The organism is Gelidibacter sp., assembly GCF_039916245.1.
Taxonomy (GTDB): Bacteria; Bacteroidota; Bacteroidia; order Flavobacteriales; family Flavobacteriaceae; genus Gelidibacter.
This window is the reverse complement of record NZ_JBDSLS010000141.1, coordinates 1-25,692: the sequence shown is the minus strand read 5'-3', so window position 1 is coordinate 25,692 and position 25,692 is coordinate 1. Positions and strand designations below refer to the sequence as shown.

At 36.1% G+C, this 25,692-nt stretch carries 27 protein-coding genes; 9 read left to right on the top strand and 18 right to left on the bottom strand.

The window, feature by feature from the left end; genetic code table 11:
• Positions 1–932 precede the first annotated feature (932 nt).
• From ABIQ28_RS07370 to ABIQ28_RS07350, 5 genes are all read right to left on the bottom strand, one after another.
• Positions 933–2,279, bottom strand: a complete 1,347-nt coding sequence (locus tag ABIQ28_RS07370; protein WP_348036241.1) for a hypothetical protein — start codon at positions 2,277–2,279, stop codon at positions 933–935.
• Positions 2,280–2,709: 430 nt separating this feature from the next.
• On the bottom strand, positions 2,710–3,114 hold the full coding sequence (locus ABIQ28_RS07365) for a hypothetical protein (protein WP_348036240.1): 405 nt from the start codon (positions 3,112–3,114) through the stop codon (positions 2,710–2,712).
• Between the two features lie 64 nt (positions 3,115–3,178).
• Positions 3,179–3,841: a CPBP family intramembrane glutamic endopeptidase gene (locus tag ABIQ28_RS07360; protein ID WP_348036239.1), complete on the bottom strand. Its 663-nt coding sequence runs from the start codon at positions 3,839–3,841 to the stop codon at positions 3,179–3,181.
• A gap of 125 nt (positions 3,842–3,966) precedes the next feature.
• A complete protein-coding gene (locus tag ABIQ28_RS07355) occupies positions 3,967–4,803 on the bottom strand; it encodes a LytTR family DNA-binding domain-containing protein (protein WP_348036238.1) in 837 nt (278 codons plus the stop codon).
• Between the two features lie 481 nt (positions 4,804–5,284).
• A complete protein-coding gene (locus ABIQ28_RS07350) occupies positions 5,285–5,422 on the bottom strand; it encodes a hypothetical protein (RefSeq protein ID WP_348036236.1) in 138 nt (45 codons plus the stop codon).
• A gap of 65 nt (positions 5,423–5,487) precedes the next feature.
• Here ABIQ28_RS07350 and ABIQ28_RS07345 point away from each other — a divergent pair, with 65 nt between their 5' ends.
• Both ABIQ28_RS07345 and ABIQ28_RS07340 read left to right on the top strand, forming a co-directional pair.
• On the top strand, positions 5,488–6,057 hold the full coding sequence (locus ABIQ28_RS07345; RefSeq protein ID WP_348036235.1) for a Crp/Fnr family transcriptional regulator: 570 nt from the start codon (positions 5,488–5,490) through the stop codon (positions 6,055–6,057).
• A 541-nt stretch (positions 6,058–6,598) separates the two neighbouring features.
• Positions 6,599–7,339 carry an acyl-CoA desaturase gene (locus ABIQ28_RS07340; protein WP_348036234.1) on the top strand — a complete coding sequence of 247 codons (741 nt, stop codon included), beginning with the start codon at positions 6,599–6,601 and terminating at the stop codon, positions 7,337–7,339.
• A gap of 124 nt (positions 7,340–7,463) precedes the next feature.
• On the opposite strand, the gene ABIQ28_RS07335 is transcribed toward ABIQ28_RS07340, so the two are convergent.
• The 5 genes from ABIQ28_RS07335 to ABIQ28_RS07315 all read right to left on the bottom strand — a co-directional run bounded on the left by ABIQ28_RS07335 (position 7,464) and on the right by ABIQ28_RS07315 (position 13,038).
• Positions 7,464–8,420, bottom strand: a complete 957-nt coding sequence (locus ABIQ28_RS07335; RefSeq protein WP_348036233.1) for a hypothetical protein — start codon at positions 8,418–8,420, stop codon at positions 7,464–7,466.
• A 183-nt stretch (positions 8,421–8,603) separates the two neighbouring features.
• On the bottom strand, positions 8,604–9,917 hold the full coding sequence (locus ABIQ28_RS07330) for a DEAD/DEAH box helicase (RefSeq protein WP_348036232.1): 1,314 nt from the start codon (positions 9,915–9,917) through the stop codon (positions 8,604–8,606).
• Positions 9,918–9,922: 5 nt separating this feature from the next.
• Complete coding sequence (locus ABIQ28_RS07325) at positions 9,923–11,263, bottom strand: DEAD/DEAH box helicase (RefSeq protein WP_348036231.1); 1,341 nt, start codon at positions 11,261–11,263, stop codon at positions 9,923–9,925.
• A 199-nt stretch (positions 11,264–11,462) separates the two neighbouring features.
• Positions 11,463–11,963 (bottom strand): CIA30 family protein, encoded by a 501-nt coding sequence (locus ABIQ28_RS07320; protein ID WP_348036230.1) that lies wholly within the window; start codon positions 11,961–11,963, stop codon positions 11,463–11,465.
• A gap of 61 nt (positions 11,964–12,024) precedes the next feature.
• Positions 12,025–13,038 carry an LLM class flavin-dependent oxidoreductase gene (locus ABIQ28_RS07315; RefSeq protein WP_348036229.1) on the bottom strand — a complete coding sequence of 338 codons (1,014 nt, stop codon included), beginning with the start codon at positions 13,036–13,038 and terminating at the stop codon, positions 12,025–12,027.
• Positions 13,039–13,448: 410 nt separating this feature from the next.
• Between ABIQ28_RS07315 and ABIQ28_RS07310 the strand changes: the two genes are divergently transcribed.
• Positions 13,449–13,670 carry a CDGSH iron-sulfur domain-containing protein gene (locus ABIQ28_RS07310; RefSeq protein WP_348036228.1) on the top strand — a complete coding sequence of 74 codons (222 nt, stop codon included), beginning with the start codon at positions 13,449–13,451 and terminating at the stop codon, positions 13,668–13,670.
• A 207-nt stretch (positions 13,671–13,877) separates the two neighbouring features.
• On the opposite strand, the gene ABIQ28_RS07305 is transcribed toward ABIQ28_RS07310, so the two are convergent.
• Positions 13,878–14,249: a hypothetical protein gene (locus tag ABIQ28_RS07305; RefSeq protein ID WP_348036227.1), complete on the bottom strand. Its 372-nt coding sequence runs from the start codon at positions 14,247–14,249 to the stop codon at positions 13,878–13,880.
• A gap of 201 nt (positions 14,250–14,450) precedes the next feature.
• On the opposite strand from ABIQ28_RS07305, the gene ABIQ28_RS07300 reads away from it, so the two are divergent.
• On the top strand, positions 14,451–14,600 hold the full coding sequence (locus tag ABIQ28_RS07300; protein ID WP_348036226.1) for a hypothetical protein: 150 nt from the start codon (positions 14,451–14,453) through the stop codon (positions 14,598–14,600).
• 360 nt (positions 14,601–14,960) lie between these two features.
• Here the strand turns inward: ABIQ28_RS07300 and ABIQ28_RS07295 are convergent, their stop codons facing one another.
• Positions 14,961–15,215, bottom strand: coding sequence for a hypothetical protein (locus tag ABIQ28_RS07295; RefSeq protein ID WP_348036225.1), 255 nt, complete (start codon positions 15,213–15,215; stop codon positions 14,961–14,963).
• Positions 15,216–15,469: 254 nt separating this feature from the next.
• On the opposite strand from ABIQ28_RS07295, the gene ABIQ28_RS07290 reads away from it, so the two are divergent.
• Positions 15,470–15,706 carry a YtxH domain-containing protein gene (locus tag ABIQ28_RS07290; protein WP_348036224.1) on the top strand — a complete coding sequence of 79 codons (237 nt, stop codon included), beginning with the start codon at positions 15,470–15,472 and terminating at the stop codon, positions 15,704–15,706.
• A 62-nt stretch (positions 15,707–15,768) separates the two neighbouring features.
• Here ABIQ28_RS07290 and ABIQ28_RS07285 read toward each other — a convergent pair whose 3' ends face one another.
• From ABIQ28_RS07285 to ABIQ28_RS07260, 6 genes are all read right to left on the bottom strand, one after another.
• Positions 15,769–16,389, bottom strand: coding sequence for a hypothetical protein (locus ABIQ28_RS07285; protein ID WP_348036223.1), 621 nt, complete (start codon positions 16,387–16,389; stop codon positions 15,769–15,771).
• A 141-nt stretch (positions 16,390–16,530) separates the two neighbouring features.
• Positions 16,531–17,469, bottom strand: coding sequence for a pyridoxal-phosphate dependent enzyme (locus ABIQ28_RS07280; protein WP_348036221.1), 939 nt, complete (start codon positions 17,467–17,469; stop codon positions 16,531–16,533).
• Between the two features lie 30 nt (positions 17,470–17,499).
• Positions 17,500–18,417, bottom strand: a complete 918-nt coding sequence (locus tag ABIQ28_RS07275) for an EamA family transporter (protein ID WP_348036220.1) — start codon at positions 18,415–18,417, stop codon at positions 17,500–17,502.
• A 101-nt stretch (positions 18,418–18,518) separates the two neighbouring features.
• Positions 18,519–19,571, bottom strand: a complete 1,053-nt coding sequence (locus tag ABIQ28_RS07270; protein WP_348036219.1) for an NAD(P)-dependent alcohol dehydrogenase — start codon at positions 19,569–19,571, stop codon at positions 18,519–18,521.
• A gap of 345 nt (positions 19,572–19,916) precedes the next feature.
• Positions 19,917–20,336 carry an OsmC family protein gene (locus tag ABIQ28_RS07265; RefSeq protein ID WP_348036218.1) on the bottom strand — a complete coding sequence of 140 codons (420 nt, stop codon included), beginning with the start codon at positions 20,334–20,336 and terminating at the stop codon, positions 19,917–19,919.
• Positions 20,337–20,436: 100 nt separating this feature from the next.
• Positions 20,437–21,534: an alkene reductase gene (locus ABIQ28_RS07260; RefSeq protein ID WP_348036217.1), complete on the bottom strand. Its 1,098-nt coding sequence runs from the start codon at positions 21,532–21,534 to the stop codon at positions 20,437–20,439.
• A gap of 459 nt (positions 21,535–21,993) precedes the next feature.
• Here ABIQ28_RS07260 and ABIQ28_RS07255 point away from each other — a divergent pair, with 459 nt between their 5' ends.
• The 4 genes from ABIQ28_RS07255 (at position 21,994) to ABIQ28_RS07240 (ending at position 25,187) form a co-directional block, all read left to right on the top strand.
• On the top strand, positions 21,994–22,827 hold the full coding sequence (locus ABIQ28_RS07255) for a flagellar motor protein MotB (protein WP_348036215.1): 834 nt from the start codon (positions 21,994–21,996) through the stop codon (positions 22,825–22,827).
• 124 nt (positions 22,828–22,951) lie between these two features.
• Complete coding sequence (locus ABIQ28_RS07250) at positions 22,952–24,247, top strand: phosphoribosylamine--glycine ligase (RefSeq protein ID WP_348036214.1); 1,296 nt, start codon at positions 22,952–22,954, stop codon at positions 24,245–24,247.
• Between the two features lie 6 nt (positions 24,248–24,253).
• The gene (locus ABIQ28_RS07245; RefSeq protein WP_348036213.1) at positions 24,254–24,718 is read left to right on the top strand and encodes a hypothetical protein; all 465 of its coding nucleotides are present in this window, start codon (positions 24,254–24,256) and stop codon (positions 24,716–24,718) included.
• Positions 24,719–24,890: 172 nt separating this feature from the next.
• Positions 24,891–25,187, top strand: coding sequence for a DUF3817 domain-containing protein (locus ABIQ28_RS07240; RefSeq protein ID WP_348036212.1), 297 nt, complete (start codon positions 24,891–24,893; stop codon positions 25,185–25,187).
• The last annotated feature ends 505 nt before the right edge of the window (positions 25,188–25,692 follow it).

Here is a 25,692-nt window from a genome sequence, read left to right as displayed (position 1 = left end):
TCTTGCAGAAAAATCGACATCTTTACGATGAAGAAAAGCTTTTAAATTCATTTCATTGGTTTCTGTTCCAAATTAACGAAAAAATCACGGAGTAGTTAAGCGCTTATTAGAAAAGCCCTTGAGAAGGGCTTAAATCAGTTGGATTTTTATCAATTTATGAGGTTGTGCAACGGTTACCGGTGTTGTGCATAGTGTTTTCTATCCGTTTTGTTTATAATTCCGTCCAGTTTTAAATCCGCAATAAGTTAGGAAAATCAGTAATAATATTTGAATTAAAAACAGAACATTTGCCAATATTTCAAAATTACTTTCCTTCGGCTCAATTTCAGTTTTATTTTTTCCAGCACTCAAAGGTGGATAAATTGTCCAACTTGAAGTTTGTTGGATTAGAGCGCCTACTATTGAATCAATTCTGATTAACACTAAAATGAGCAGAATTGTAGAATTCATTAGAATTAGATTTGTCGTCAAATTCTTAAAATTCCGTTTTAATGTTCGGAAGAGGTAAACGCCGAAAAAGATTAGAACTGAAAATAATAGCACAAAATGAACATTCGCAATTACAAAATAAGTATCGTGAATGTTTAAATCAAGAGTAGAGTCCGATTTAAATCCGTCATTTCCGAAAAGAACAAAATTCATAATCAGCACGAAGACGATTGTTCCAATTAGCCTATAAATTTCTTTTCTTTTCAAATTTCGGTTTAGTTATATTTAGTCCGCTTTCAATTCAGACGTATTTTTCTCGTTTGCAGAATGTTGGTTTACATTATGAACAACGCTTATGTATATGAGATGCGGCGTGTTTTAGCACGAACCTCTCCAAATAAAAACTGGCTTTGGAAAATCCGCAGGGTTTTCCAAGTGAGGACAGACCAAGCCAAAGCTTATATACCACTGTAGTGCGTAGTTTTTATTACTTATAATTTTCTTCAACTATTAACTATATCACTTTCTATTTCATCAGCTGCTTTTACAATAATATCTTTTGTACTGTCTTTTAATGTTTCAATTATTGTTTTATCATTTTTCTTATCTCTATCAAAAAAGTTCAATATCGGATTGTCTGACTTTTGATAGTTTGAAATTAATTTACCCGGGTTTTCACTTGTTACATTTAAGAAACTGTTTAAAAGTTTTATTCTTAACTCCTCTGACATATCAGAGTCTTCGATATTCTCAATTTGTTTAGAAAGTCCTTCAATTGTCATACTCAATACTTGTTTATGGGAGTATTCTTCTATTAATCTTTTTGATAGGTTTACTTTTTTATTAGCTGAAATTGTAATCCAAATTAATGGAATATACAATGGAAGAAAAGCTAGCATTATTTTTGGTGCTCTTTCAATAGTTTCTGTTAAAGTTGAGTTTTCAGATAAAAAGTAAAAAACACTTATTCCAATTGGCAATAAGGCTGACAATGAAATCCAAAGAATACCATTTTTAAAATTTACTTTGTATTCATTGTATAATTGTTCTTCTTCATTCTTTTTAGTAACAAAAGCAGAACTTAATCCAGCTGTTAAAGCATTTGGAAGTAAAGATTCAATTTGTTTGCTAATCTTATCGTATTCCTTTTTTGAATTTGTCTTTAGACTATCTAAATCATCTTGATTTATCTTAACAAAATTATCATACTGTTCTTTACTTGTTTCTTTCAGCTGCTTCAAATTAATTTCTAAATTTTCAGCTGTTTCGTTAAGTTTGTCATATGACGTTTGCAATTCGCTCTGTAGGCCTTCTACACTGATTATTTCTCCGTCTTCATTTTCATCTTCATAGCCAAGTATTTCGCGATGAAGTTCATCTATTTCAGTTTTTTTGGATAAAATTCCTTTATACGTTGTATTAGCTTTACTAGAGTTTTCTTCTATTTTGATAATTAACTCATCTAATTGTTCTATTTCTTCTTCTATTTCTGGATGTTCTTCTAATACTTCACTTATTCTTGTTATAATAGTTGATAGTTTAATACCATTTTCCAATAATTCACTATTGGCTTCTATTGCCTTTAAGTGATTTGAAGTTATGTCAATTAATTTATTATCAATTTCAGCTTCTATATTGACTAACCTTGAATGTATTTCGTTGGCTTCGTTTAGTCGAGCTTCTGCTTTGTTTCTATATTCAGCAACTTTTCTTGATGCTTGTTTAGCTTCTTTTTCAATGTCTGACGGTTTTTCAGCGACTTGTTTTTCAAGTTCAGAAAGTCTTCCCCAGAGCTTTTTTCTTTCTTCCTCTAGGTATTCAATTTTTTTTGTATTTTTTCCATCAAACATTTTTTTCGGTTTTTAGGGTTACGTACTACAACTTATTTACATCTCTACTAAATCCGTTCCATCCTACTTCAAGAGCAGGATACAAGAATCTTTATTATTCTTACATTTAACACCACTAGCCCACATTTCCAGACAGTACTTACAATCCTCAATATCCGCTAAAAGTACATCAACCGCAATCCCAAACCATGCGGAAACCCGCACCCGCAAAAACTGACAATCAAATCCCTAAGGCAACTCCTACAAACATAATATAATTTTAACATTTCTTAACATTCTTGTTAACAAAATACAAATCTCCGCTAGCGCTCGTTTTCAACTAGTGCCCCGCTAGCGCTCGTTTGCAACGAGTGCTTTCAATCATCAATATCCGCTAAAAGCACATCAACCCCACACCAAAGGAAGGGTTCCGTCAACATTAAAAAACAATTTACCCAGAAACCGCCACTTTCATGACGCTGCCACTAGCAAGTTCATAAAGACCGCTATTGATCTCCTGGTAAAAGCTGATCCCAATCCCCACCACCGTCACATCTAGAGGAATCGTAGCACCCGTGGCCAGGACAATCTCAAGGGCTATCAACGGTGATAGCGCATCACTCAATAGCAAGGGGTCCGAAAGTACAGTCCCACTCATCCCTTCAAATTCGGGAGTGAGGACCTTATAGGAATTTTCAGCAGGGTTATATGCAAAATCACTCATATAACCTGCCCAGAATACCATCCTAAAATGCGTCGCGCCCTCTATTATTTTAACCGACGTATCGGGGCTAAACGGGTCAAGATCCCAAGCTACTGAATTACGGTCGGGACGGATCACGGGCAGCTGGACCACCCGGAAAAAACGGGAATTATTTTAGTGGGTAACTTCAAGTTACAGGTGTAGTACCTTAGAATCGTTATGCCAAACCAAAGTAAATACAAATTAAAGCAATGGTGTCAAAAAAACCATGTACAGAAACAATAAACCACATATCGTATTTACGCAAATAGAATATCAGGGCTAAGAGTGCTCCGACAATCCCTGTAACAAGTTGCCCTGTAATTCCTTGTTGACTATGCATAAAACCAAAGAAACAAGCAAATAGGACAATATTGAGCACAATGCTGACTTTACTTTCTCCTAGGAATTTCACAAACTGTCGCATAAAATAACCGCGAAAGATAATTTCTTCTCCAAACGCCGTAGCACTCCACACTAATAATAAAGCAACTAAACAGACTGGGAGATTTCCTCTCAATTGATCGAAACTTGAATAATCTATAGGAGTGCCTGTGAGTTTTGTAATTCCAGGAACCAATGCAAAGACATAAAAAGCAAAGAGTCCTAGTGCAACTAATGGAGCAAGTAGGAAGATGTTATTGAATGTGAATTTTTCACGTTGAAATCCAAGTGCTAAAAATGGTTTTCCTTTGTGTTCTATATAATTCGCTAAAATGATTAATATAGAAATAATGATATTTTCTATGTAACTAATTTGTATTGGTCCAAACCATAAAAAGCAGATGCTTGTAAAGGTTATTAAAGGAATTAATGTTTGTCTTAAGGTAATTTTATTCATTGTTTTCTGATTTTAAATTCTAATCGAAATAATGAACAAATTCTCTAAAAACTTCTTTAAATACTTATGTTTTTACTGAATGGTCGTTAATTTATAACTGAATAGTCGATAGTTTTTGGCAGCTTTTATTCAAACCAATCCATAAATGCTTTTCGCTTGTAACGACTGATATTGATTTCAGCAATCGTATCGTTTACAATGGAAGCTTGTAACCTTATACGTAACTTGCCGTTTTCAATTTTTTCAATTTGGTCTACAGCATCTTTGTGAATGATAATTTGCCTATTGGCTCTAAAAAACAATTGATCGTTTATTTTTTCTTCGAGCTCGTTCAATGTAAAATCGGTGTTAATTGTTGTGCCATCACTTTGAACAGTATACACAATTTTGTTTTCGCTGTAAAAGCACGCAATATCTTCATAGGTAAGCTTCGTTATTTTCGCGCCACTTTCAATTATAATTTCAGCATCTTTTATGGATAACTTATATAAATTGTATAGGTCTTGTGCATAGAATAAACCTATGAGAATAAAACTCAATAATAAGGTAATTAGCAATCCGATTAATAAATAATAGAACTCTGTCTGTCCACCAACAACTATATTGAAAATAATATTTACAGGAAAATACATGATTGTAATATATCCTAGGGTAGAAGCCATATACCATATGATAATGACAATTTCTACTTTTTTAGAGAAATACTTTTTCTTGTAAAATTTAAAATTAAGATGTGCTATGATTCCAATGAGAATACATAAAACAATAGACGACAGAAATCCTTCTATAGGAAATCTATACGATTCGCCATCTGGAAAACTTTCGCGCTTAGTTAAATGATTCGTCACTAAAAAGAAAATCATCAATACAATTGCTTTCTGAAACCAACGCCAAGCAGAACTAAAGATAAATGTATGCCATGCTTTTTTTTGTATATCCTTGGTTGGCTGTTTATTATTCATGAATAGCGGTTATTTTTTTGTCAGAAGAAGTTTGAATTAGAATGCTTTTTTACCATTGCAGTTAACTCGTTCAGATTCACGCTTATCCCACTTTATTGGTCACATACAAATCATTTTCAATGCACCCGTAAAAAAATAACTTTCAAATCACCAAACCTAGTTCAACAAACATAATATTATTATAACATTTATTAACATTTCTGTAATCAAATACAAATCCTCTGTCCGCTTGCGCTCGTTTGCAACGAGTGCTTTCAATCATCAAAATTCAAAATCTTAGATCAGGTCCACCGAATCGGAAATCAATATCTCGCGCTCGCCTCACAATCCGGGACCGCCGTTCACGATACGCTTCATGATGCTGGTCATTCGACTACGCCCAAATCATCAGACGGAAGTTTTAGCGCAACGCATAAAAGAATACTGAAACATAACGGCACGTGAAAGGGTGTTAGTGGAAAACACTAGCAATTCCCGAATGTTAAAAAATATTCGCACCAGAGAGCGTTTGTTGGTGGAAAACACCAACCACGACAGATAAAATAAACGGCAGCGAAGCTCTGAAAACAGTCACACCCAAAATCGCGAATCCCGCACTTAACTCATATAATATGCTCATGTAGGATAAAACTAAGACTAAGAATATCCTTATCTTTGTGTGTATAACTATTAGGATTAAAAGATTTGCAACAAATAAAAAACTACCTTGATCAAATAGCAACCATTTCTCAAGCAGACTGGGATTTTTTTACTTCTAAATTAATTCGACGCGTCATTCCAAAGAAAGCTGTTTTTTTAAAGCTTAATGAGGTGGAAAATTATATCTCGTTTATTGAATCGGGCGTGGTTCGTGTGTTTATTCCCAAAGAAGATCCAGATAAAGAAATCACATTTGGCTTTAGTTTCAAGGATCAGTTTATTAGTGCTTATGACTCCTTTCTAACACGAAAACCTTCTGCATATCAACTGCAAGCCCTCACTGAAACCACTATTTTAAGCATCACTTATGATGATTTGCAGGCGGTTTATAAAACAACCCAAATCGGAAATCTTATTGGCCGATTGGCTGTCGAACGGCTCTTTTTGATAAAATCCAGCCGCGAACAAAACCTCTTGAATCTTAACGCAGAAGAACGCTATTTGAAGTTATTTAAGGAGCGTCCTGAACTCCTGAAAGTGATCCCCTTAAAATACATCAGTTCTTATATTGGTGTGACGCCGCAAGCGTTGAGCAGGATTAGGAAGCGGATTTGATGACGAATTAGGGATGAGAAATTAGGGATTAGTAGATGGATTGAAGATTAGCGATTAACGATTGTTGATTTTTGAAGTTTTGATTCGGACAAGTTGGCAAGCTTTGAAAGATTGCAAAAACATGTTAATTATTTGCTATCAACAATCCGAAAATATCTGCGGAAAACCTTTAAGCTATGACGCATTAGTTATGAAGCATCAGTACATGCTATTAAGATTAACGATTGAAGATTAACGATTGTAGATTTTTGAAGTTTTGATTCGGACGAGTTGGTGCACTTTGAAAGATTCCATGTAAAGTATTTGACATCAACAATCCGCGAATATCTGCGAAATCTGCGGGAAACCTTTCTTTTATGCGAAGTAGTTGCATCTACCTAAAAGCTATTACGCAAAGCTCCACAAAGGAGACACAAAGTTTCACTAAATCACTGGATTTTTAATCTTTGCACTTTATAAAATAGCGAAAAACCTCGCTGTTTTATTGACTTAGGTTCATTGTTTGCCCCTGCTTATCACTTTATCTTTGCAAAAAAAAGTTATGATTATTGTTATTTTTGTTTTGGTACTGTGGTATGGAGGCTTGTTTTTCCAATCGTTCTTTTTACATCGTTATGCAGCGCATCAGGTTTTTACCATGTCCAAAACGATGGAACGCATTACCTTTGTCCTGACCTGGATTTTTCAAGGCTCAAGTTATTTAAGCGCTTATGGTTATGGAGTTATGCACCGCATGCACCACGCTTATACCGACACAGAGTTGGATCCGCATTCGCCATCTTATGATGACAATATGTTTGCAATGATGTGGAAAACGAAAACTATTTATCAGGATATCAACACCCAACGCATTGAAGTCGATCAGCGCTTTACCAAAAACGTTCCGCAATGGACAGCTTTTGATAGATTTGCGAGCTCTCGTATTTCACGAGTACTTTGGATGGCCCTTTATGTACTATTCTTTGTTTATTTTGTAACCGCTTGGTGGCAATGGCTATTATTGCCCTTAACCTTTATGATGGCGCCTGTTCATGGCGTAATCATCAACTGGTTTGGACATATCTACGGCTATGTCAATTACCAAATGAAAAACACCAGTAAGAACCTCTTTCGTTTTGACTTTTTAATGATGGGCGAAGGTTATCACAATAACCACCATAAATTCGCAAGTCGCGCCAACTTCGGTGTCAAATGGTATGAGATTGATATGACTTATTTAATCATAAAAGTGTTGGATGCCGTTGGGGTGATTCAGTTGAAGGCAGTTCCTGTTAAGAAATAGAAATATTCATTTTTATCGATTTCCTGTACTTAAAAATCTGCATCTGATGCCTATCTTAAAACGTATTTTAATGTGAATGTATAGGATTTACTTTATATCGCATAGAAAGTACAAGGTCTTTAATTTAAACCACTTCTTTAAATACGGTTTTAACCCAGCTTTCTAAGGTATACTTCTTTAGGATGTCATCAGGGATTGGTGCATAGGATGAATTTAAAAAGCTATTAGGAATAGCTATATTTTGCTCATCAATTATCAAAATATTTTGCGGATTATAAAAGTCATAAGTCGCAATTTCAGAATTGTTTGTAATGATTTTTTTTTGATAACCCATCGCTTCAAAAACTCTAAAGGTCAGTCCTTTGTGCTTTTTTATTACCCCTAAATCGAGCATACAAGCAGATTGTTTTATATAACGTTTTACTGCTTCTAGGGGAATAGGCTTCTCAGTAATTTCTATCAAATCATTGGAAGAAAGGTCCTTGCTCGTTTTTACAATAATTTTAAACTTGTTTTGCTGTTCCTTCAATGTTTTGGCTATTTCAAGTAATATCGGAAATCTTTTTCTGTCATAACTCGTAATGTTAAAGACACTGTATTTTAGAGGTATCTCATCAATAGTTGGAGGCTCTAGTTCATAAATGAAGTTAGTGATGAACTTAAATCCAAATGTTTTGCAATCGTTCGGTTCAAAACTATAAATTTCATCAAACAAATGAATGGTCTTCTTTTTTCTAGGAAAACGGTCTACACCATCAAAAAAATAGGTTTTAAATAATTTTGTTCTAGCCTTTAATTCTGCCAACGTCTTAATCGAAAGCATATCGGGACGAATTATTAAAATGATATCAAAATGGTCATCTTTAATTATCGGTTTAATATAATCTTCTCGGTAATCGAATTTTAAATCTTTTGAAAATTGCTTGTAAAAAAAGTTCTTAATTTTTGTACTTAAGCTATCGTATTTATAGGAAGGAATATGGATATCAGTAACTTCAATATCGCTATATTTTCTGAGTTCGTCCGCAACTTTTACAATATAACCCATATATTCGGGAGCGATAATCAAAGCTTTCTTCATACTTATAAGCAAATATTAACTGAGTTTGTCACGAAATTACATAAGTACGAACTATATCCATGCTTTGATAACAAAATGTTTTATTCGAACAAATTGATTATAGCTCGCTATTCTGATGATGTAATAATTATCGTTGTTAGTGGAAACCACGAAAAATGGCAATTTCATTTTAGACTATAATGTTTACAAAACCCTAATCCGTACTTTTTTCTTCTTCAATCGTGAGTTGTCCAAAGCATTAACGATACGTTTTGATTCCGTTAGCGGCACGGCAACAAAAGCACAATCTTGCTTGAGTTCAATAGTTCCCAATTGCTCCTGGGTAAGACCACCTTGTTTCATAAAAAGACCAACGATATCTCCTTTTGAGATTTTATCCTTACGTCCTCCCGAAATGAATAAGGTTTCCCAAAAAGGTGCTGCACTTGGCGCTTTTGTGGAAATTCTGATAGGTGGAGTTTCTTTTATAAAGTCAGGTAATTGCTCATCACTTCCTTTAAGCACATAAGCAGTTCCTTTCGCATTGACTCGGGCCGTCCGTCCGTTTCTATGGATAAATTCCTCTTTATGGTTGGGCAATTCATAATGAATGATAAAGCTGAGCTCTGGAATATCGATGCCTCTTGCTGCCAGATCGGTTGCTAGAAGTATTTGACTTGTCCCGTTTCTAAAGGTAATAAGCGACCGTTCACGTTCTTGCTGCTCCATTCCTCCCGAAAAACAAGAGTGATTGATTTTGTTTCGCGTGAGATAGTTGCTCACTTTGTCAATGCTCTCTCTTAAATTACAAAACACGATGCCTTGGTGATTGCCAATATGGTGCAGCAACTCCAGTAAAGTTGGCAGCTTGTTTGGCTTTTGTGACACCACCGTTTTGATGGCTAACGTAGATTTCTTCTTTTCTGTGAGATAATCCACAGTCGTCGGTTTATTCAAACGGACAAACCCTGGGATTTTCTCCAGTTGCGTGGCAGACGTTAAAATGCGTTTATTAATGCTTGGCAATTGACCGATAATCGCTTTCATTTCGTCTTCAAAACCATCTTCGAGCGATTTATCAAACTCATCTAAAATAAGGGTTTTGATGCTCGTTTTCGGAAAACGATCGGCTTCAAAATGATCTAAAATACGTCCAGGCGTACCGATTAAAATAGCTGGCACATGCTTGATCTCTATTTTGTCCTTGGACATTGGTCTGCCACCATATACGGCATTCACCTTAAATCCAGAACCCATATCTCTGGCCACTTGCTCAATTTGAATGGCCAATTCGCGCGATGGTACAATTATCAAGGCTTGGACTTCCTTAATATCTGGGTCTAAAACATCCAATAAAGGTAGTAAAAAAGCCAAAGTTTTACCACTCCCCGTTGGCGATAGCAATATGGTATTGGTGGTTGATCCAATGACATCAATGGCTTCCCTTTGCATGGGATGCAAGGTTTGGATATTTAACTTATCTAAAATATCCTGTTGATCTTTAATATTATTTGCCATTGGAATTAATTCTTTTTATGTTTTTTAGAAGGCTCTGGTTTTGCAGTGTCCATGCCTGATTCTACTAAGTAATTGGCCAATATTTTATCGACCAATTCGTCTTTTGTTAAATGATGAAATACCGTTTTTATCTTGGCTTTAAAATCTTCTGAAACCTCACGATTGGGTTTCGTCTTGAATATCTTTTTAGCCCATAAAAGCCCATTATTTTCTTCAATGCTTTGTGCATCTGCTTTTTTAAATTCATGAAACACAATCCCCAATTCGTTTTCAAATTCGGCAATCTCATAAACTTCTTCTTTTTGCAATATGGTTAAGGATAATCCTTTGGCTCCTGCCCTAGCCGTTCGTCCACTGCGATGCACATAAGCTTCATAGGTATCAGGCAAATGGTAATTGACCACAAAGGACACTTCCTTGACGTCAATACCACGTGCTGCCAAATCGGTAGCCACTAGAATATTAATATGGCCTTCTCTAAATTGTCCCATTATTCGATCGCGAATGCCTTGGGTCAAACTCCCATGAAGCGCACCCGATGAGAATTTATTGATGGCCAAGTTTTTAGCCAATTTATTAACCGCAGCTTTGGTTTTACAGAAGATTATGCCACGCTCGCCTTCTCTACTATTTAAAAAATGAAGGAGTACGTCTAATTTCTCAATCGGCTCCACCACTACATATTGATGATCGATGCCTTGATGCCCAACCGTTGCCATATCCGCCTCGATGTGCACCACATGTTTTGACATGTAGTTTTGAACCAACTGCTTTATTGATCCCGGCATAGTGGCCGTAAACAATAAGGTTCGTCTCGATTTTGGAATGTCCTTTATAATGACATCGACCTCATCTTTTAATGCGCTAACCATTTCGTCCGCTTCATCCAGAACAAAATATTGAACAGCTTTAATATTAATAGCCTCACGTTTCATCAAATCGACCAATCGTCCTGGAGTTGCCACCACGATATGTGTCGTCGTTTTTAAACGTTCCATTTGAGGTTTTATAGGAATTCCACCACATAAGGAGGCGATGGAGATTTCGGGAGTTTCTACAGCAAAAGACACCAAATTGTTATAAATCTGTTGTCCCAATTCGCGCGTTGGCGCTAAAATTAACGCTTGAATATTGGTATTTGTGATGTCAACCAATTGCAGCAAAGGCAACCCAAACGCGGCTGTTTTCCCTGTTCCCGTTTTTGCCAAAACCACTACATCTTCTTTTTGATTTAGAACTACGGGAATCGTCTTTTCTTGTATATCTGTAGGAACAGAAATTCCTAAATTTTCTAAACTCTTTTGTAGTTGATCATTAATCCCTAAATCTGAAAACTGTTTTGACATAAAATATATTTTGCGCAAAGATAACCACACTTTCGCAGGGAATAACGACAATCCCCTTATTAATACACTGCGAATTGCGATAAATAGCAGGAGAGCATTTCAAGATATAATGTTTAACTTGATAATTAAGGTTTTTATGATAATGGTTGAGATCATGAAGTTGATTTCAGCGAGCAAAAACAACTTGAAAAAAGAGTCGTCATTCTAACCAAATGCGTTCGATCTCTAAGGCAAAATACTCTTTCTTTTTATTTCCTATCAGAAATGTGACTTCTTGCATACTTTCGCCATTATAATTGGGCATATTGAGAGTATGACCTCTAAAACTAGGATAAAACGCCGCCAACGGAATGCGGATAGTTTCCCATTCGCCAGAGGTTTGAAATTCGTGGATGTATGAAAAAGGTTGCTCTAAACGTTCTTTAATTCGGAATTGATACATTTTACCATCGCCCTTAATGCGCAATAAAACGGACTTATAATTAGAGACCAATTTTTCAGGAAATGCATGTTTAACCGAAGAGAATCCGCCGCTGTTTTCGGTAGTTATAAAGCCTTCAAAAAGAGCATTGCCAGCAGCATTGATGGCCATTTTTCCTTTAGAAAATCCACCCATAACCCCGTCATTCACAATATGCCAAGCCTCAGAATTTAAGTGCTGTGAAAAATCATAAATGACGGAATCAGCTTGAGGATTCATATTTTCAATAATTATTTAACAAAAAGATAGGCATTCTATTAATAAAAATGATTGATATTACTTATATTTCGGCATTCAACTCGTCCATGATCTCCGCAAACAATTCATACGAACGAATTCTATCCTTAACATCAAAGATATTCGTGACCGCAATGACTTCATCAGCTTTGGTGTGATCCAAAAATGCTTTGACCTGTGCTTTTACAGTGGCTTTACTACCTATAAATGAATATTTCAGCATTTGGTGCACTTGAGGATGCTGCATAATTTCCCTAAGTTCTTGCGTCATTGCCGTTGGCGGTTGTAAATATTCTCTTTTGCCCGTGAAAATGCCCACAAACATGCGTATTAACGAGGTTGCAAAACGATCCGCTTCCTCGTCGGTTTCAGCTATAATAATGTTCACACCTGCCATCACATAAGGCACCTCTAAAATTTCAGAAGGTTGAAATTCTTTTCTATAAGTGTCGATGGCATTTTCTAAATGCTGTGTGGCAAAGTGGCTGGCAAAAGCATAGGGCATTCCTTTTTTAGCAGCCAAATGCGCACTATCGGTACTGGAGCCTAAAATATAAATCGGTACTTCTACGCCTTCTGCTACAGTGGCGCGAATTTTAGAATGCACATTGTCTATTGAAAAATATTTTTGAATTTCTTCTATATCACTAGGGAACGAATGCGCAGCCTGCATAAAATCAGAACGAATGGCCTGAGCAGTTTCACGATCAGTTCCTGGTGCTCTACCCAATCCTAAATCAATACGGTTGGGATATAAAGATCCTAAAGTTCCAAACTGTTCGGCAACAATTAAAGGTGAATGGTTAGGCAGCATAATTCCGCCAGAGCCTACGCGAATTGTCGTTGTGCCTTCGGCAATATAACCGATAAGAATGGCCGTGGCACTACTGCCAATATTAACGGCATTGTGATGTTCTGCCAGCCAAAACCGTTCGTAACCAAAGCTTTCGGCTTCTTGCGCCAAGGCTAAGGAATTATTAAAAGTTTGTTTGAGACTATGACCTTCAGAGACTAGAGCGAGTTCTAAAAGAGAGTATGTTGTTTTTTGGGAATTCATATAGTGTTAACTGATAGTGTGTTGAAATTTGACTACGGATTTAGTCCTAAATCACAAAATTACTGCATAATTTGCTGGCTTACTGTTAGAGCTTTGTTAATCCGAATAAACAGATTCCAACAACCTAGAAGAGGAAGACATGAATTTCTTTAATTACTACAAGCTGAACCCGTTCTCACTATTATTATGTTTTGTGTTTATAAAACTTTTTTTTTGTGATTAAAAAAACGAAGGTTTGGAGCAATAAAACCCAAATATCTAAGGATTTGCAAATTGATTTTTTTGATTTAAAATTGGTTTGCTTTTATTGCGAAACTTAATTTAAAATAGTTCTTAACATGAATACAACTATGTTTGCCGTGTTGGACACCATCTAGTGGAACCAAAATAACCAATAAAAATTAATAGCTATGAGTAAAACAACCCTAAAAGTAAATAACAACGGATCATTAAGAATAAGTGGCGATTTTGAAATTGTTGATAAGGACGGCAATGCCTATGACCTTGGTGGTCGTGATGTCATTTCTTTATGTAGATGTGGACTTTCGGCCAATAAACCTTTTTGCGATGGCGCACACCGAAATCACTTTGAGCATGATGCCGTAGCTTTTGCTTTGCCTCCAAAGGCATAATTTGCAAACCATAATTTTGCTGTCTAACTTAATATAGAAAGCAATTAATAAACGAAGCTTAAGTTACTTTAATACGACTTTTAAAGTGACTTAGGCTTTTTAAACCGGATTGTTAGGTATCTAAGTAAACTCAATGCTTCTTCCCAAATAGCCCTTCAGCCTTACCGCTAACTAATTTTAAAACAATAGTGTTCAGAATTTACAGAATCAATTATTCCGTAAGCTCTTCACATCTTCATTAGCCAGCACCAAATCGTTGATTAACGTCGTCAAATAAACGGTGGCATTAGTATTTGCAATGGCATTGGCTTCAATCTGTTGATTGATTGCGGCTAATTGTTCCTCTTTTTCAGCATCTGAACGACGAATTTTGAAACTTTGGATGTCTGCAAGTTTGGCATTTAAACTCTGTCTTTGCTTCCTTAATTGATCCAGCTTTACGCGATGATTTCTTATAGTATTTTCAATAATACATACTTTGTGTACTGTGGTTAAGCTGTCAAGCTGCCTTTTATAATCAGTTTGTGCAACTAATTCTATCGAAAAAAATAATGTAATTAATAAGAAATATGGTTTCATTTTACTTTTAGTTTAAAACGCTGCAAAATTATACAATTTTCACATCTTAAAATGTTGTTTTCTAGGATTTTTGCACATGAAAATCAAATATTTATCGCATATATTGCGCTTTTCGCCTAAAACCCACAAATAGTGATATAAATCATGTATTTTGAAAGCCATATGATATAGTTTTACTTTTAACAATCAAAACAAATAACCATGTACCAACCTATACTTTTAGATGCCAAATGGAATAACGGTGTCTTTATGATCGTCATTTTTGCTGTCGTTTGTATTGCCTTAGTAGGCATCGTCGTTAATTTAATGAAGAATGATAAAAAGAAAAGTGATTCAGAAACCACGGAATAAACTCCTTTAATTCATTTTTTGAATGAAATTTACTGGGGAGCCTAATCATTTCAAAAGTGGTTGAGCTCCCACTAGTACTTCCCTTTCTTGTTTTAGCTCCTGACTAAATTTAAATGTTTTTCCCATTCTGCATTTCTGAAAAATCCTTTGGGTTAAATACTTTTTGATATTCTAAAAAGACCGTTTCATTTCAAAGTTGAACTCATTTTCAGAGGTTTTTTTAAATTCGAGATCTTTATAAAACTTTTGAGCCTTTGTATTGATCTTAAAAACCTGTAATCGAATATTTTTCTTTTCTGAAATGGATTTTTGAATCATACGTTGCATGACTTCTGTTCCAATTCCTAAATTTTGAAAGGTTTAATCGATCAACAAATTCTCTATATAAAACTCCTTATCCTTTTCAGATAAAACCATAAATCCAACGATTTGCTCTTCAAATTCAATTAAGTTTGTTTTTGAGGGCTTGAATTTTTTTTTGTGAATCTTTCGCTGATGCACCTCATCCCAATCCCATAATTTTTCAAGATAAGGCTTGAGGGAAGTGCAAAAGATCTTATAAGTAATTTCAAGATCAGATGCTTTTGCTTGGATCAAATGAACTGCTGTTTTCAAGACGTTTTTAATGGATTGTGAGCTCGCAAATATAATTAAATCTATGGATCCAAAATTTCAATTGATCCTTGCTGTTAATTTGTTATGCTGGCGCACGTAACCAAGAATGGCACACAAATAGAACTTTTGCGTTTTCAAAAAAATATCATAATAACGTATTAAAATTATCATAATGTGGACATAAACGTTCCGATTAAAATCAAAATCCATTATCTTTAATAAAAATCACATTATCTTAATAAAAATCAAACGACATGAAAAAACAACAAGGAACAGGGCTTTTGGCCTTATTAGGAATTGGAGCTGGTGTTTATGCCTGGTGGAAATATAAAAACCTATCTCCAGAAAAGAAAGAACAACTTCACGCCAAAGTGAATGATGTTGGTCAAAAAGTAAAAGACACTTATAATGACGTCGAATCAACAGTCAAGTCTAAATATGACGACTTTAAAAGTGGCGTGCAAAAGGAAGTCAATAATATGAACCAATAGAATCGGAAAATAGAAAAAAAAAAATCCCACTAACGTGGGATTTTTTCATAGTGTTAAATAGTTTAATTCTTTGCATATTCAACGCGATGTGTATCGAGGACAATATTTTTTATAGCCACAAGTAATCCGCCTTCTTTTACTGGATGTAGAATATTATCTACACCGTTTTTTTCAAGTCTTTTACGACAGAAGTCCGTTAGACGAGGATCATTATCAAAAAGAAATTCATTGCCAGCATACTCCATCTGATTAGGTTCTTTGATGGTTAAGTTAATAGCTTTTAAATCTCTGCTAATTCTGTCTGTTCCTGGTATAAATGTATAAAATGTGTATTGCCCTTCAGCATTAGTTTTTACCCATCCTCTGTGATGTACATAACGTTTTTTCAAATGCGTCATGACCTCATAATTCCCATTGTCATCAGGTTGACTGATAAAAAGAATCACATCTTTTGCAGGCGTAAAACCGTCACTTAAAAAAACAGTTCCCGTAATTTTTATTGGATTTTCTTTTGATGCGAAATCAGGAATGGAATCGGTATCACTTAATGGGTGTGAATAATCATAAATTGCATTGCGTTTCTTATAATCGCCTGGTAGATTTTCAGCAGATTCTTGAGCACTTAACGTACTGAAATTGCTTAAAAAAAACGTAATTGACAGAAGGTAAACTACTTTTTTCATGTGACGAACAATTATTAATTACCTCAAAACTAATCAATTGCCATCTTTCTGAACAAAAAAACATATAAACGCTTGAATTAAACGATGAAATGTAGGACGATTATACGAACGTCAAGTTTCATCGGCAAAAGGAATTGCAAATCAAGAGAATTTGATCGTTTCCAAGTCCACATTTCCTCCAGAAAGAATAATTCCTACCTGCTTTCCCTTAAAATATTCATTTTCCTTTAATACGGCTGCGAAACCTACAGCACTTGAAGGTTCCACCACAATTTTAAGTCGTTCCCACAATATCTTCATCGCCTTAATAATCTCCTGTTCTTCCACACAAATAATATGATCGACATGCTTTTGTAGGATTGGAAAATTGATATCTCCTAATTGGGTTCTTAATCCGTCAGCAACAGTATCTGCTGAATCATTCGTTTCAATCTGACCGCTTTTCAAAGATCGAAAAGCATCATCAGCCACTTGAGGTTCTGCGCCAATAACTAAACAGTGGTTGCCAAAATAATGAGCCGCTAAAGCCGTACCGGCAAGTAAACCGCCACCGCCTACTGGACTAAGGATAACATCCAAATCAGGGTGCACTTCAAGTAGCTCCATTGCCGCGGTAGCATTTCCCAAAATAACATCTAAGTCGTTGGAAGGATGGATAAATGTTGCCCCTTTTTCATCAACAATTTGCTGTGCTGCTTGTTCGCGCGCTGCGATGTTAGGCTCACAATCCGTAACGATGCCACCATAAGCTAAAACGGCTTCTTTTTTTACTTTTGGCGCATTATTGGGCATGACGATATAGGCGGTAACACCCAAATTTTTCGCCGCTAAAGATAATGCTTGCGCAAAATTTCCTGAGGAATGTGTGACTACACCTTGCTCCTGCTGCTCTTTGGAAAGTTGCATGATGGCGTTGGTTGCTCCACGCATTTTGAAAGCGCCCATTTTCTGGAAGTTCTCACATTTAAAAAACAATTTACTTCCGGACATTACGTCCAGTAATGAAGATGTAAAAATTGAGGTGTTGTGAATGTAAGGTGAAACTCGTTCTCTGGTTTCTAAAAGCACTTGTTTATCCATATCAAATCAAAAATTAAAGGTATTTTAAATCTATCTACCAAACCTGGAGAAAATGACCAATTTCCTTTTGGTGCTGATAAAATAGACGCCGGTTAGCAAAACAATCGCCGCAATAATGGATTGGGTCGTAATCTCTTCGTTCAAAAAGTACCAGCCTAACAACAATGCAATTATAGGATTGACATAGGTTGAAGTTGCCACCTTATCTGGCGATACCTTTTTTAAAAGAAAATTAAACGAAGTGAAGGCCACTATACTTCCGAAAATAACTAAGAGCACCATGGACACTTGTACTTTTTGGCTCCATTCACTTGGAAAACTCCAAACTTCCCCAAAAATCAAACTTCCCAATAGCAGCATCAATCCTCCAATAAGCATCTGATACCCCGTATTCACAAAATAGTTAGAAGGTAAATCGGCCTTTCCAACAAACAAACTGCCCGAAGCCCAACTTACCATACAAAAGAAAATCATGATCATGCCAATAATAGAATCTTCTTGACTGACCACTTCCTTTTGACTGACCAGTAAAAATATTCCTATAACGCCTAAAATAACGCCCAACACCGACATGGCCTCAATTTTTTTACCTTGAAAAATACGCATTAGAATCAAAACTACTAAGGGCTGTGAAGAGATCTCCAACGCCGCAAATCCACTATCGACGTATTTTAGTGCCCAAACCACCACGCCATTGCCAATAGTCAAAAATAAAAATCCAGCAATAGCCGTATTGACAAGCTGTCGTTTTGTGATGGCTAAAGATTTACCCATCAGTTTGACAATTATAAAAATGAGGATACCCGCTGTCATAAATCGCATGGAAGCCAGCATAAAGGGAGGCAATTCAGATACCGCAATTTTATTCAGCAAATAGGTAGAACCCCAGATGACATAAATAGAAAAGAAGGCGAGTATAATTAAGATCGTATTTTTTGAATTGCTCATGGGTTATTTTACTGGTCTTGTAATGGAAAAAGGAATCTACAAAAATAAGAAAAGAGGCATCGTAACGCCTCTGATAATCTTGTTATTTTGCTCAAGGATATTTAGCCCTTTAAAGAGGCCATATCAATCACAAATCGGTATTTGACATCGGAATCAATGACACGCTCATAGGCTTTATTGATATCAAACATATCAATGAGTTCAATATCTGAAACGATATTATGTTCGCCACAGAAATCCAACATTTCTTGAGTTTCTTTGATGCCACCAATCAAGGAGCCAGCAATGCGCTTGCGTCCACCAATGAGGCCGCCACCATGAAATGGTTTTAGTGGCTCAACAGCGCCTACAAGCACCATGGTCGCATCACGTTTTAACAACGCAATATACGGATCCATCTCATGCCCTACCGGAATGGTATTTAAGATAAAATCAAAACTGTTTTTATGCTTTTTCATGTCGTCTTCATTTTTTGAAATCAGGACTTCATGCGCACCAAGAGCTTTCGCATCTTGAGCTTTATCTGGCGAGGTGGTAATCATGACCACGTGTGCACCGAGGGCATGCGCAAACTTCACACCCATATGCCCAAGACCACCCAAGCCAATAACACCTACCTTGTCTCCTTTTTTAACCTTCCAATGACGTAAAGGCGACCACGTGGTAATTCCTGCGCACAACAAAGGCGCTGCCCCTTTTGGATCAATATTTTTAGGAATGCTTAAAACAAATTCTTTGTTAACCACTATAGATGTCGAATATCCGCCAAAGGTATGTCCGCCCAAATGCTTATCCTTCCCATTATAAGTGCCCACCATGCCTTTTTCGCAAAACTGTTCCAAATCTTCTTTACATGATGCACATTCCTGGCAAGAATCGACCATGCAGCCAACCCCTACCAAATCGCCATTTTTAAACTTCTTCACATTTTTCCCAACTTCGATCACGTGACCAACAATTTCATGTCCTGGCACCACGGGATATTTTGAGTTTTTCCAATCATTTCTGACTGTGTGAATATCACTGTGGCAAACGCCGCAATAGGTAATATCAATTTTGACATCATCATCGCCACAAGCTCTGCGCTCAATGCTTATGGGTTTCAAATGTGCTTTGGCATCTTCCGCGCCATAGGCTTTTATAGTTGTACTCATAAATTTTTTGTTTTTATATTCGTTGTTTGAAATGAGAAAAAAGAATTAAGAATTAAGAAGAAATTTAAAATTTTGAATCGACTGCACAATGAACATCGGCTGATTTCAATGATTTATTTTAATTCTATGAACGTCATTCAACGCTGGCTTTCATAACAGAATACTAAGAACCCTTATATCATCAAAAGGCTATCCGTCATAGGAATCAGTCCGAGTGAGAACTTCAAAAATCAAAAATCATCAATCGTTAATCTTAAATGCTTCTAAACTTCCTTATTAAACAAACCTGATATTGTGCAGCAAGTTTACCTCTATGTTCTATTCTCTAAGTTCTATTTTCTTATTTTAACTCTCAAAAGTTGTGGTCAATGAAATATCCGCATTCAATAATTTTGATACCGGACAATTTTCTTTTGCTTTAGTAGCAATGTCTTTAAATTTACTCTCACTCATTCCAGGCACCTTTCCTTTTAGCACTAATTCAATTTTCGGAATGCTGCCATCCTCGAAATAGACTTTCGCGGTAGTATCTAGGCTTTGTGCAGTAAATCCTTCTTCAACTAAAAAGAAACTTAACTGCATGGTAAAACATCCGGCATGTGCGGCTCCAATTAATTCTTCAGGATTTGTTCCAACGGCATCCTCAAAACGTGTTTTATAAGCGTAAGGCGAGTTTTTTAATACGCCACTTTCTGTCGTTAATGCACCTTTCCCGTCTTTCCCGCCACCTTCCCAGTGGGCTTTTGCTGTTCTATCAAATTTCATAATTATCAATTTTAGTATTAATTGTTCTTTTAAACTTTTGAAGTGCTGGAACTATTCCAACATCACCATTTGAATTCTGTTATATGTTTGGATTGTAATTTTAAGTTATTGTTTCATAAGTCGTATATCCCTCTTTTCCTAAGGTATAAAACGTGTCGGCATCCCATTTTGAAATGGGTATGTGCTCTCTAAAACGGCCTACCAAGTCTGGATTGGAAATATAAAGTTTAGCGAAAGAAACCAAATCGGCATAACCATCCGCAATGATCTTGTTACCTGAATCTTCATTAAATCCGCCATTGATCATCAAGGTGCCCTTGTATTTTGGACGATAGCGTTTTGCTATGTGTGGCTCGGCAAACGCTACTTTGGAAACATCATTAAATGGTTCAGATAAATGAATATAAGCCAAATCATAGTCATTACTTAGTTTTTCTATGATATAATCAAATGTCGGAATCGTATCTTTATCTAAGGTCATTCCATAAAGATTGTGGAGCGACGGATTAAAACGTGCCCCAATTCTGTTCTGCGGAATAACTTGTTTAATGGCTTCTAAAGTGTCGAAGAACAAACGCGCTCTATTTTCAATGCTACCACCATAATGATCTTTTCGATGATTGCTGGTGCCATTAAAAAACTGATGAAACAAGTAGCCGTTGGAAGAATGAATTTCAACGCCATCAAATCCAGCTTCCACAGCGTTTTTAGCAGCCTTCTGAAAATCGGCAATCGTCATTTTAATATCCTCCAAGGTCATTTCTTTTGGTGTTACTGTGTCTTTAAACCCCTCAGGAGTGAATGATTTTGCATTCGGATTTATAGCCGAAGGCGCCACAGGTAAATCGCCATTATGAAAATCAGGATGTGATATACGTCCTACATGCCAGAGTTGGATAAAAATCCTCCCGCCAGCATCATGCACTGATTTTGTCACTTTTCCCCAACCTTTTACTTGCTCCTGAGAATAGATGCCTGGCGTATGGATATAACCAACGGCCTGTTTTGAAACCTGCGAGCCTTCGGTAATGATTAATCCTGCAGTGGCTCTTTGAGTGTAGTAAAGCACATGGAGATCTTCTGTTGGTGCACGCGCCACGTTCCCAGCACGACTCCGTGTCATTGGCGCCATGACTATCCTGTTGGGTAAGTGCAGATCGCCCATGGTATACGGTTGTAATAAAGCTTGTTTTGACATATGCTCAGGTGTTAAGGAGAAAGGTTTAACTAGCGGACTAAAATTCAGAATCCAGCCATTGCCATCCGTGAAATTTCAGTATTTGCAAAGCGGCGTGAGTTTCAAAATTAGAGGAATAAATAATTGAAAGTTACTTCTTCCCAATTTAATATGAACCCATTTAAATAAATAGTGGTCCTTGCTAGGAAATGCCTTTTCTTATTTGAATTAACATTTATTTCAAACAGGTCAAGAGCGGAATCTAATTGAAAGTAATTTTGATTTAATAATTCGGATATTGATGATAAGGCTTTGAATGTTAATTTAAGAGACTGATCATTAGGTCAAAGTAACTTTTGTTCGACTAAAAACATGGTCTCACAAACAACTTTCAAATGTTAAAATAATCTAAAAACTCAAGTAACAAGAGTCTAGATCCGCGTTATAAGCGTAAGTATGTTAAACCAATAATCTAATATTATGAAAAAAATTTCAATTGTAATCGTTACCGCTATACTCATTACATCATGTGTATCAAAAAAGAAATATGTTGCTTTAGAGCACGAAAACGGTCAAATTAAAAGTGAACTTACCAAAACAAGAGTTGAAAAAGAAGACCTTGAAAATAAGTTTGCAGCCATTCAATCGAGAGTTGATAGCTACAATCAAAAAATCAATTCTCTTACCAAAGAAAATGACGCCATGTTGGTCAACGTTGACAATATTGCAGTGATTTCTAACGATACTAAAAAAGCAATGCGTAAAACCTTGCAAAATGTTGATCAATCAAAACTTGCTGAAGCTAAGACTTTAAAGGATTCAATGAATCTTGCATTGTCTTATAACCTAACCAAGTCCTTGGACAACAGCAATCTTAACGAAAATGATGACATTTCAATTGACATCAATGAAACTGTGGTTATGATCTCAATTTCTGACAAAATGTTGTTCAACACTGCTAGTTATAAAGTAAGCCCGAAAGCGAATGACATTTTAAAGAAATTGGCCGATGTGATCAATTCTGAGCCAAGTGTTGAAGTTATGGTAGAAGGTCATACAGATTCTAGAAGCATCAGTACAAGTAAAATTGCAGATAACTGGGATTTAAGCGTCATGCGTGCGACTTCAGTAGTTAGAAAATTACAAAAAGATTACGGCGTTGCTCCTGAAAAAATGATTGCTTCAGGTAGAAGCTCTTACAAGCCTCTTGCTGAAAACGATAACAATGAAAACAGAGCAAAAAACAGAAGAACACGTATCGTGATCCTTCCAAACTTAGATAAATTCTTTGCATTAATGGATTCAAACCAATAGCATTTGAATTTAATTAATTAATCCGAAAAAGGACTGTTAGAAATAACGGTCTTTTTCTATTTTAAATGCTTTTTGCATATAAAAAAAAACTAATTTCGTTTCACATAATCTATCGAAAACCATCGTGAAAAAGCACAGCAGCTTACCTAAAAACTTCTTATTTATTTCCCGTTGGGGAGAAATTCTTGACCTAGCCTACGCGATAAAAAACGAAGGCAATGATGTTAAATTATATATAGCGGACAAGGACTCGAAAGAGATTGGCGATGGCTTTGTACAAAAAGTCAAAGATTGGAAAAAACATATCGATTGGGCTGATATTCTTATTTTCGATTACACGGGTTATGGTGAAGAGTGTGAGCAATTAAGAGCCGCAGGCAAAATTGTATTTGGAGGAAGCACCTATACCGACCTTCTTGAATTGGATCGAAATTTCGGTCAGAACGAGCTCAAAAAACATAAAATAAAGACCTTACCTTTTAAAGAGTTTTTGAGCTTCCAGGATGCCATTACGTATGTGGAAAAAAATCCAGACGCCTATGTCATTAAACCTTGTGGGGAAACGCAAGAACTCAAGCAACTCTTGTTTGTAGGAAGTGATGATGAAGGCTTGGATGTTATTCGTGTGTTAAAGGCTTATGACAAATCATGGGGCGATGATTTCGGCAATTTTCAATTGCAGAAAAAAGTGAAAGGTGTTGAAATTTCAGTCTCTGCATTTTTTAATGGAAAGGAATTTTTAAAACCCATCAATGTCACGTTCGAACATAAAAAATTATTCCCAAAGGAATTAGGCGTATCTACTGGCGAAATGGGCTCCAGTATGTTTTGGGTCAATCGATCCCCCATTTTTGATGCTACTTTGAAAAAATTTGAGCAAACCTTGATTAAGCACAATTTCCTGGGCCATATTGATATCAATTGTATTGTCAATGGCAACGGGATTTATCCCTTGGAGTTTACCTCGCGTTTTGGCTATCCCCAAGTTTTTATTCAGCGCGCTGGTATTACAGAACCAATTGGCGAAATGCTGTACAAAGTGGCTTCTGGCCAAACCTTTGATATCAGCACAAAAAAGGGTTTTCAAGTAGGCGCTTTTATTGTCGTCCCTCCGTTTCCTTATGAAGACAAAAAGACCTTTGAATTATTTTCAAAAGATGCCGTCGTAGTCTTTAAGAAAGATATGAAAGAAGGTATCCATCCCATGCATCTCAAAAAAGTGAATGACGAATGGTTGATTACCGGAAATATAGGCATCGCACTTTTGGTTACAGGAACGGGAATTACCATGAAAGATGCGCAAAAAATGATGAACAATAGAATAGGTAGTGTCATTGTGAACAATTGTTATTACAGAACTGATATTGGCGACAGATGGCTTGAGGATTCAGACCGCTTATGGTCTTGGGGATTATTATAACCATTTATGGAAGACTTTATTTTCAGAGAATTAACCGATGATCCACAGGCCTTTTTTGAGATGCTTCCTCAGGATTGGCAGGATGAGATTGTACCTTTTTGGGACGATTATAAAGCTGAATCTAAAATTTATATCCTTGAAAAACATTTAGCCATTATTGGTGGTGGTATCGTTTTTTACAAGTCGCCTCCTCATTTTGAGTATTTTGAAAGCGAAGCCAGCTCCTTTTTCAATAAGGGCTATTTGTATCTAGGATTTATTTGGATTACAGAAGACCAGCGCAATAAGAACTTAGGAAGTGTTTGGCTGCAGCAACTCAAAGCACAAAATCCTAATCAAAAATATTTCTTGCTGACTGAAGAGGATTATCTCCAACATTTTTACGAGAAAAACGACTTTTATCGTATCAAACAAGTTCAAAATCAAGAGCATCAAGAATGGTTGTACTTAACCAAAAGCCATCCCGACTAAAGTAATCCTGATTTTAAATCGTATGCTTTCTAAACTTATAAAAAATCAAGATTGCTTTTACTCGGCACTACATTTCATAAGTTTTTCAAGCAAGAGCTTTCCTTTAAAAATTTCGATAAAAATTCGTTAATATAGGATATCATGGGTATTTTTGCATAAAAATTTAGAATTCATGTTTACTCTATTAAGAAGTTTCAAAGCTGTTGCCATTTTAGAAGGCATTTCCTACTTGGTCCTGTTTGCCAACATGTTATTTATCAAACCTTTCAATCCAGAAGTTTACCAAACCCTACTTTACCCAATTGGTATGAGCCACGGTTTACTATTTATAGCCTACGTGCTCCTAGCGTTACTGGTCGGATCCAAATTAAAATGGTCGTTTAAAACTCTAGGTATTGTGTTGTTGGCGTCGTTGCTTCCTTTTGCTACATTTTTTATTGAGAAGAGATATTTAAGCACCACAGCATAAGGTCTGAATACGGCACTACTTTCAAGATTGCTTTGTCAAGTTAGGTCTTTCTGAGCCCTGGGCAATATTCTTGAATATGCTGGTGCTGTTTTTCATTTTGTATGTCAATTTGTTGTTTCATATGCCATTGCTCGAAAAGTATTAGGGCGACTGTTCAATAGATTTTCATCAATCACAAAACATAATTTGTCGATTTTTTAATCGCTCATAACACCGCTTCGGAACATCGCCCATTTGGTTCCTTTATTACTGAGCATTACGTTGTTTCGATTTGGTCTTATAAAAAGATCCATATTTATCAGTTCAAAAAGTATCCATTATCTTACGCATGATAAGATTGAAAATTTAAAAAAAATCCAAACCAAAACTACCTATCTCGAGGGTAAACAACAAGAACCAAAGCTTATAATACGGCTAACAATATTGATAAAAGGATCTTGATAATCGGACGTAACCTGACTAACTTAGGTGTTTTTAGAAAGTATATCCAAACTTATATTGGGGG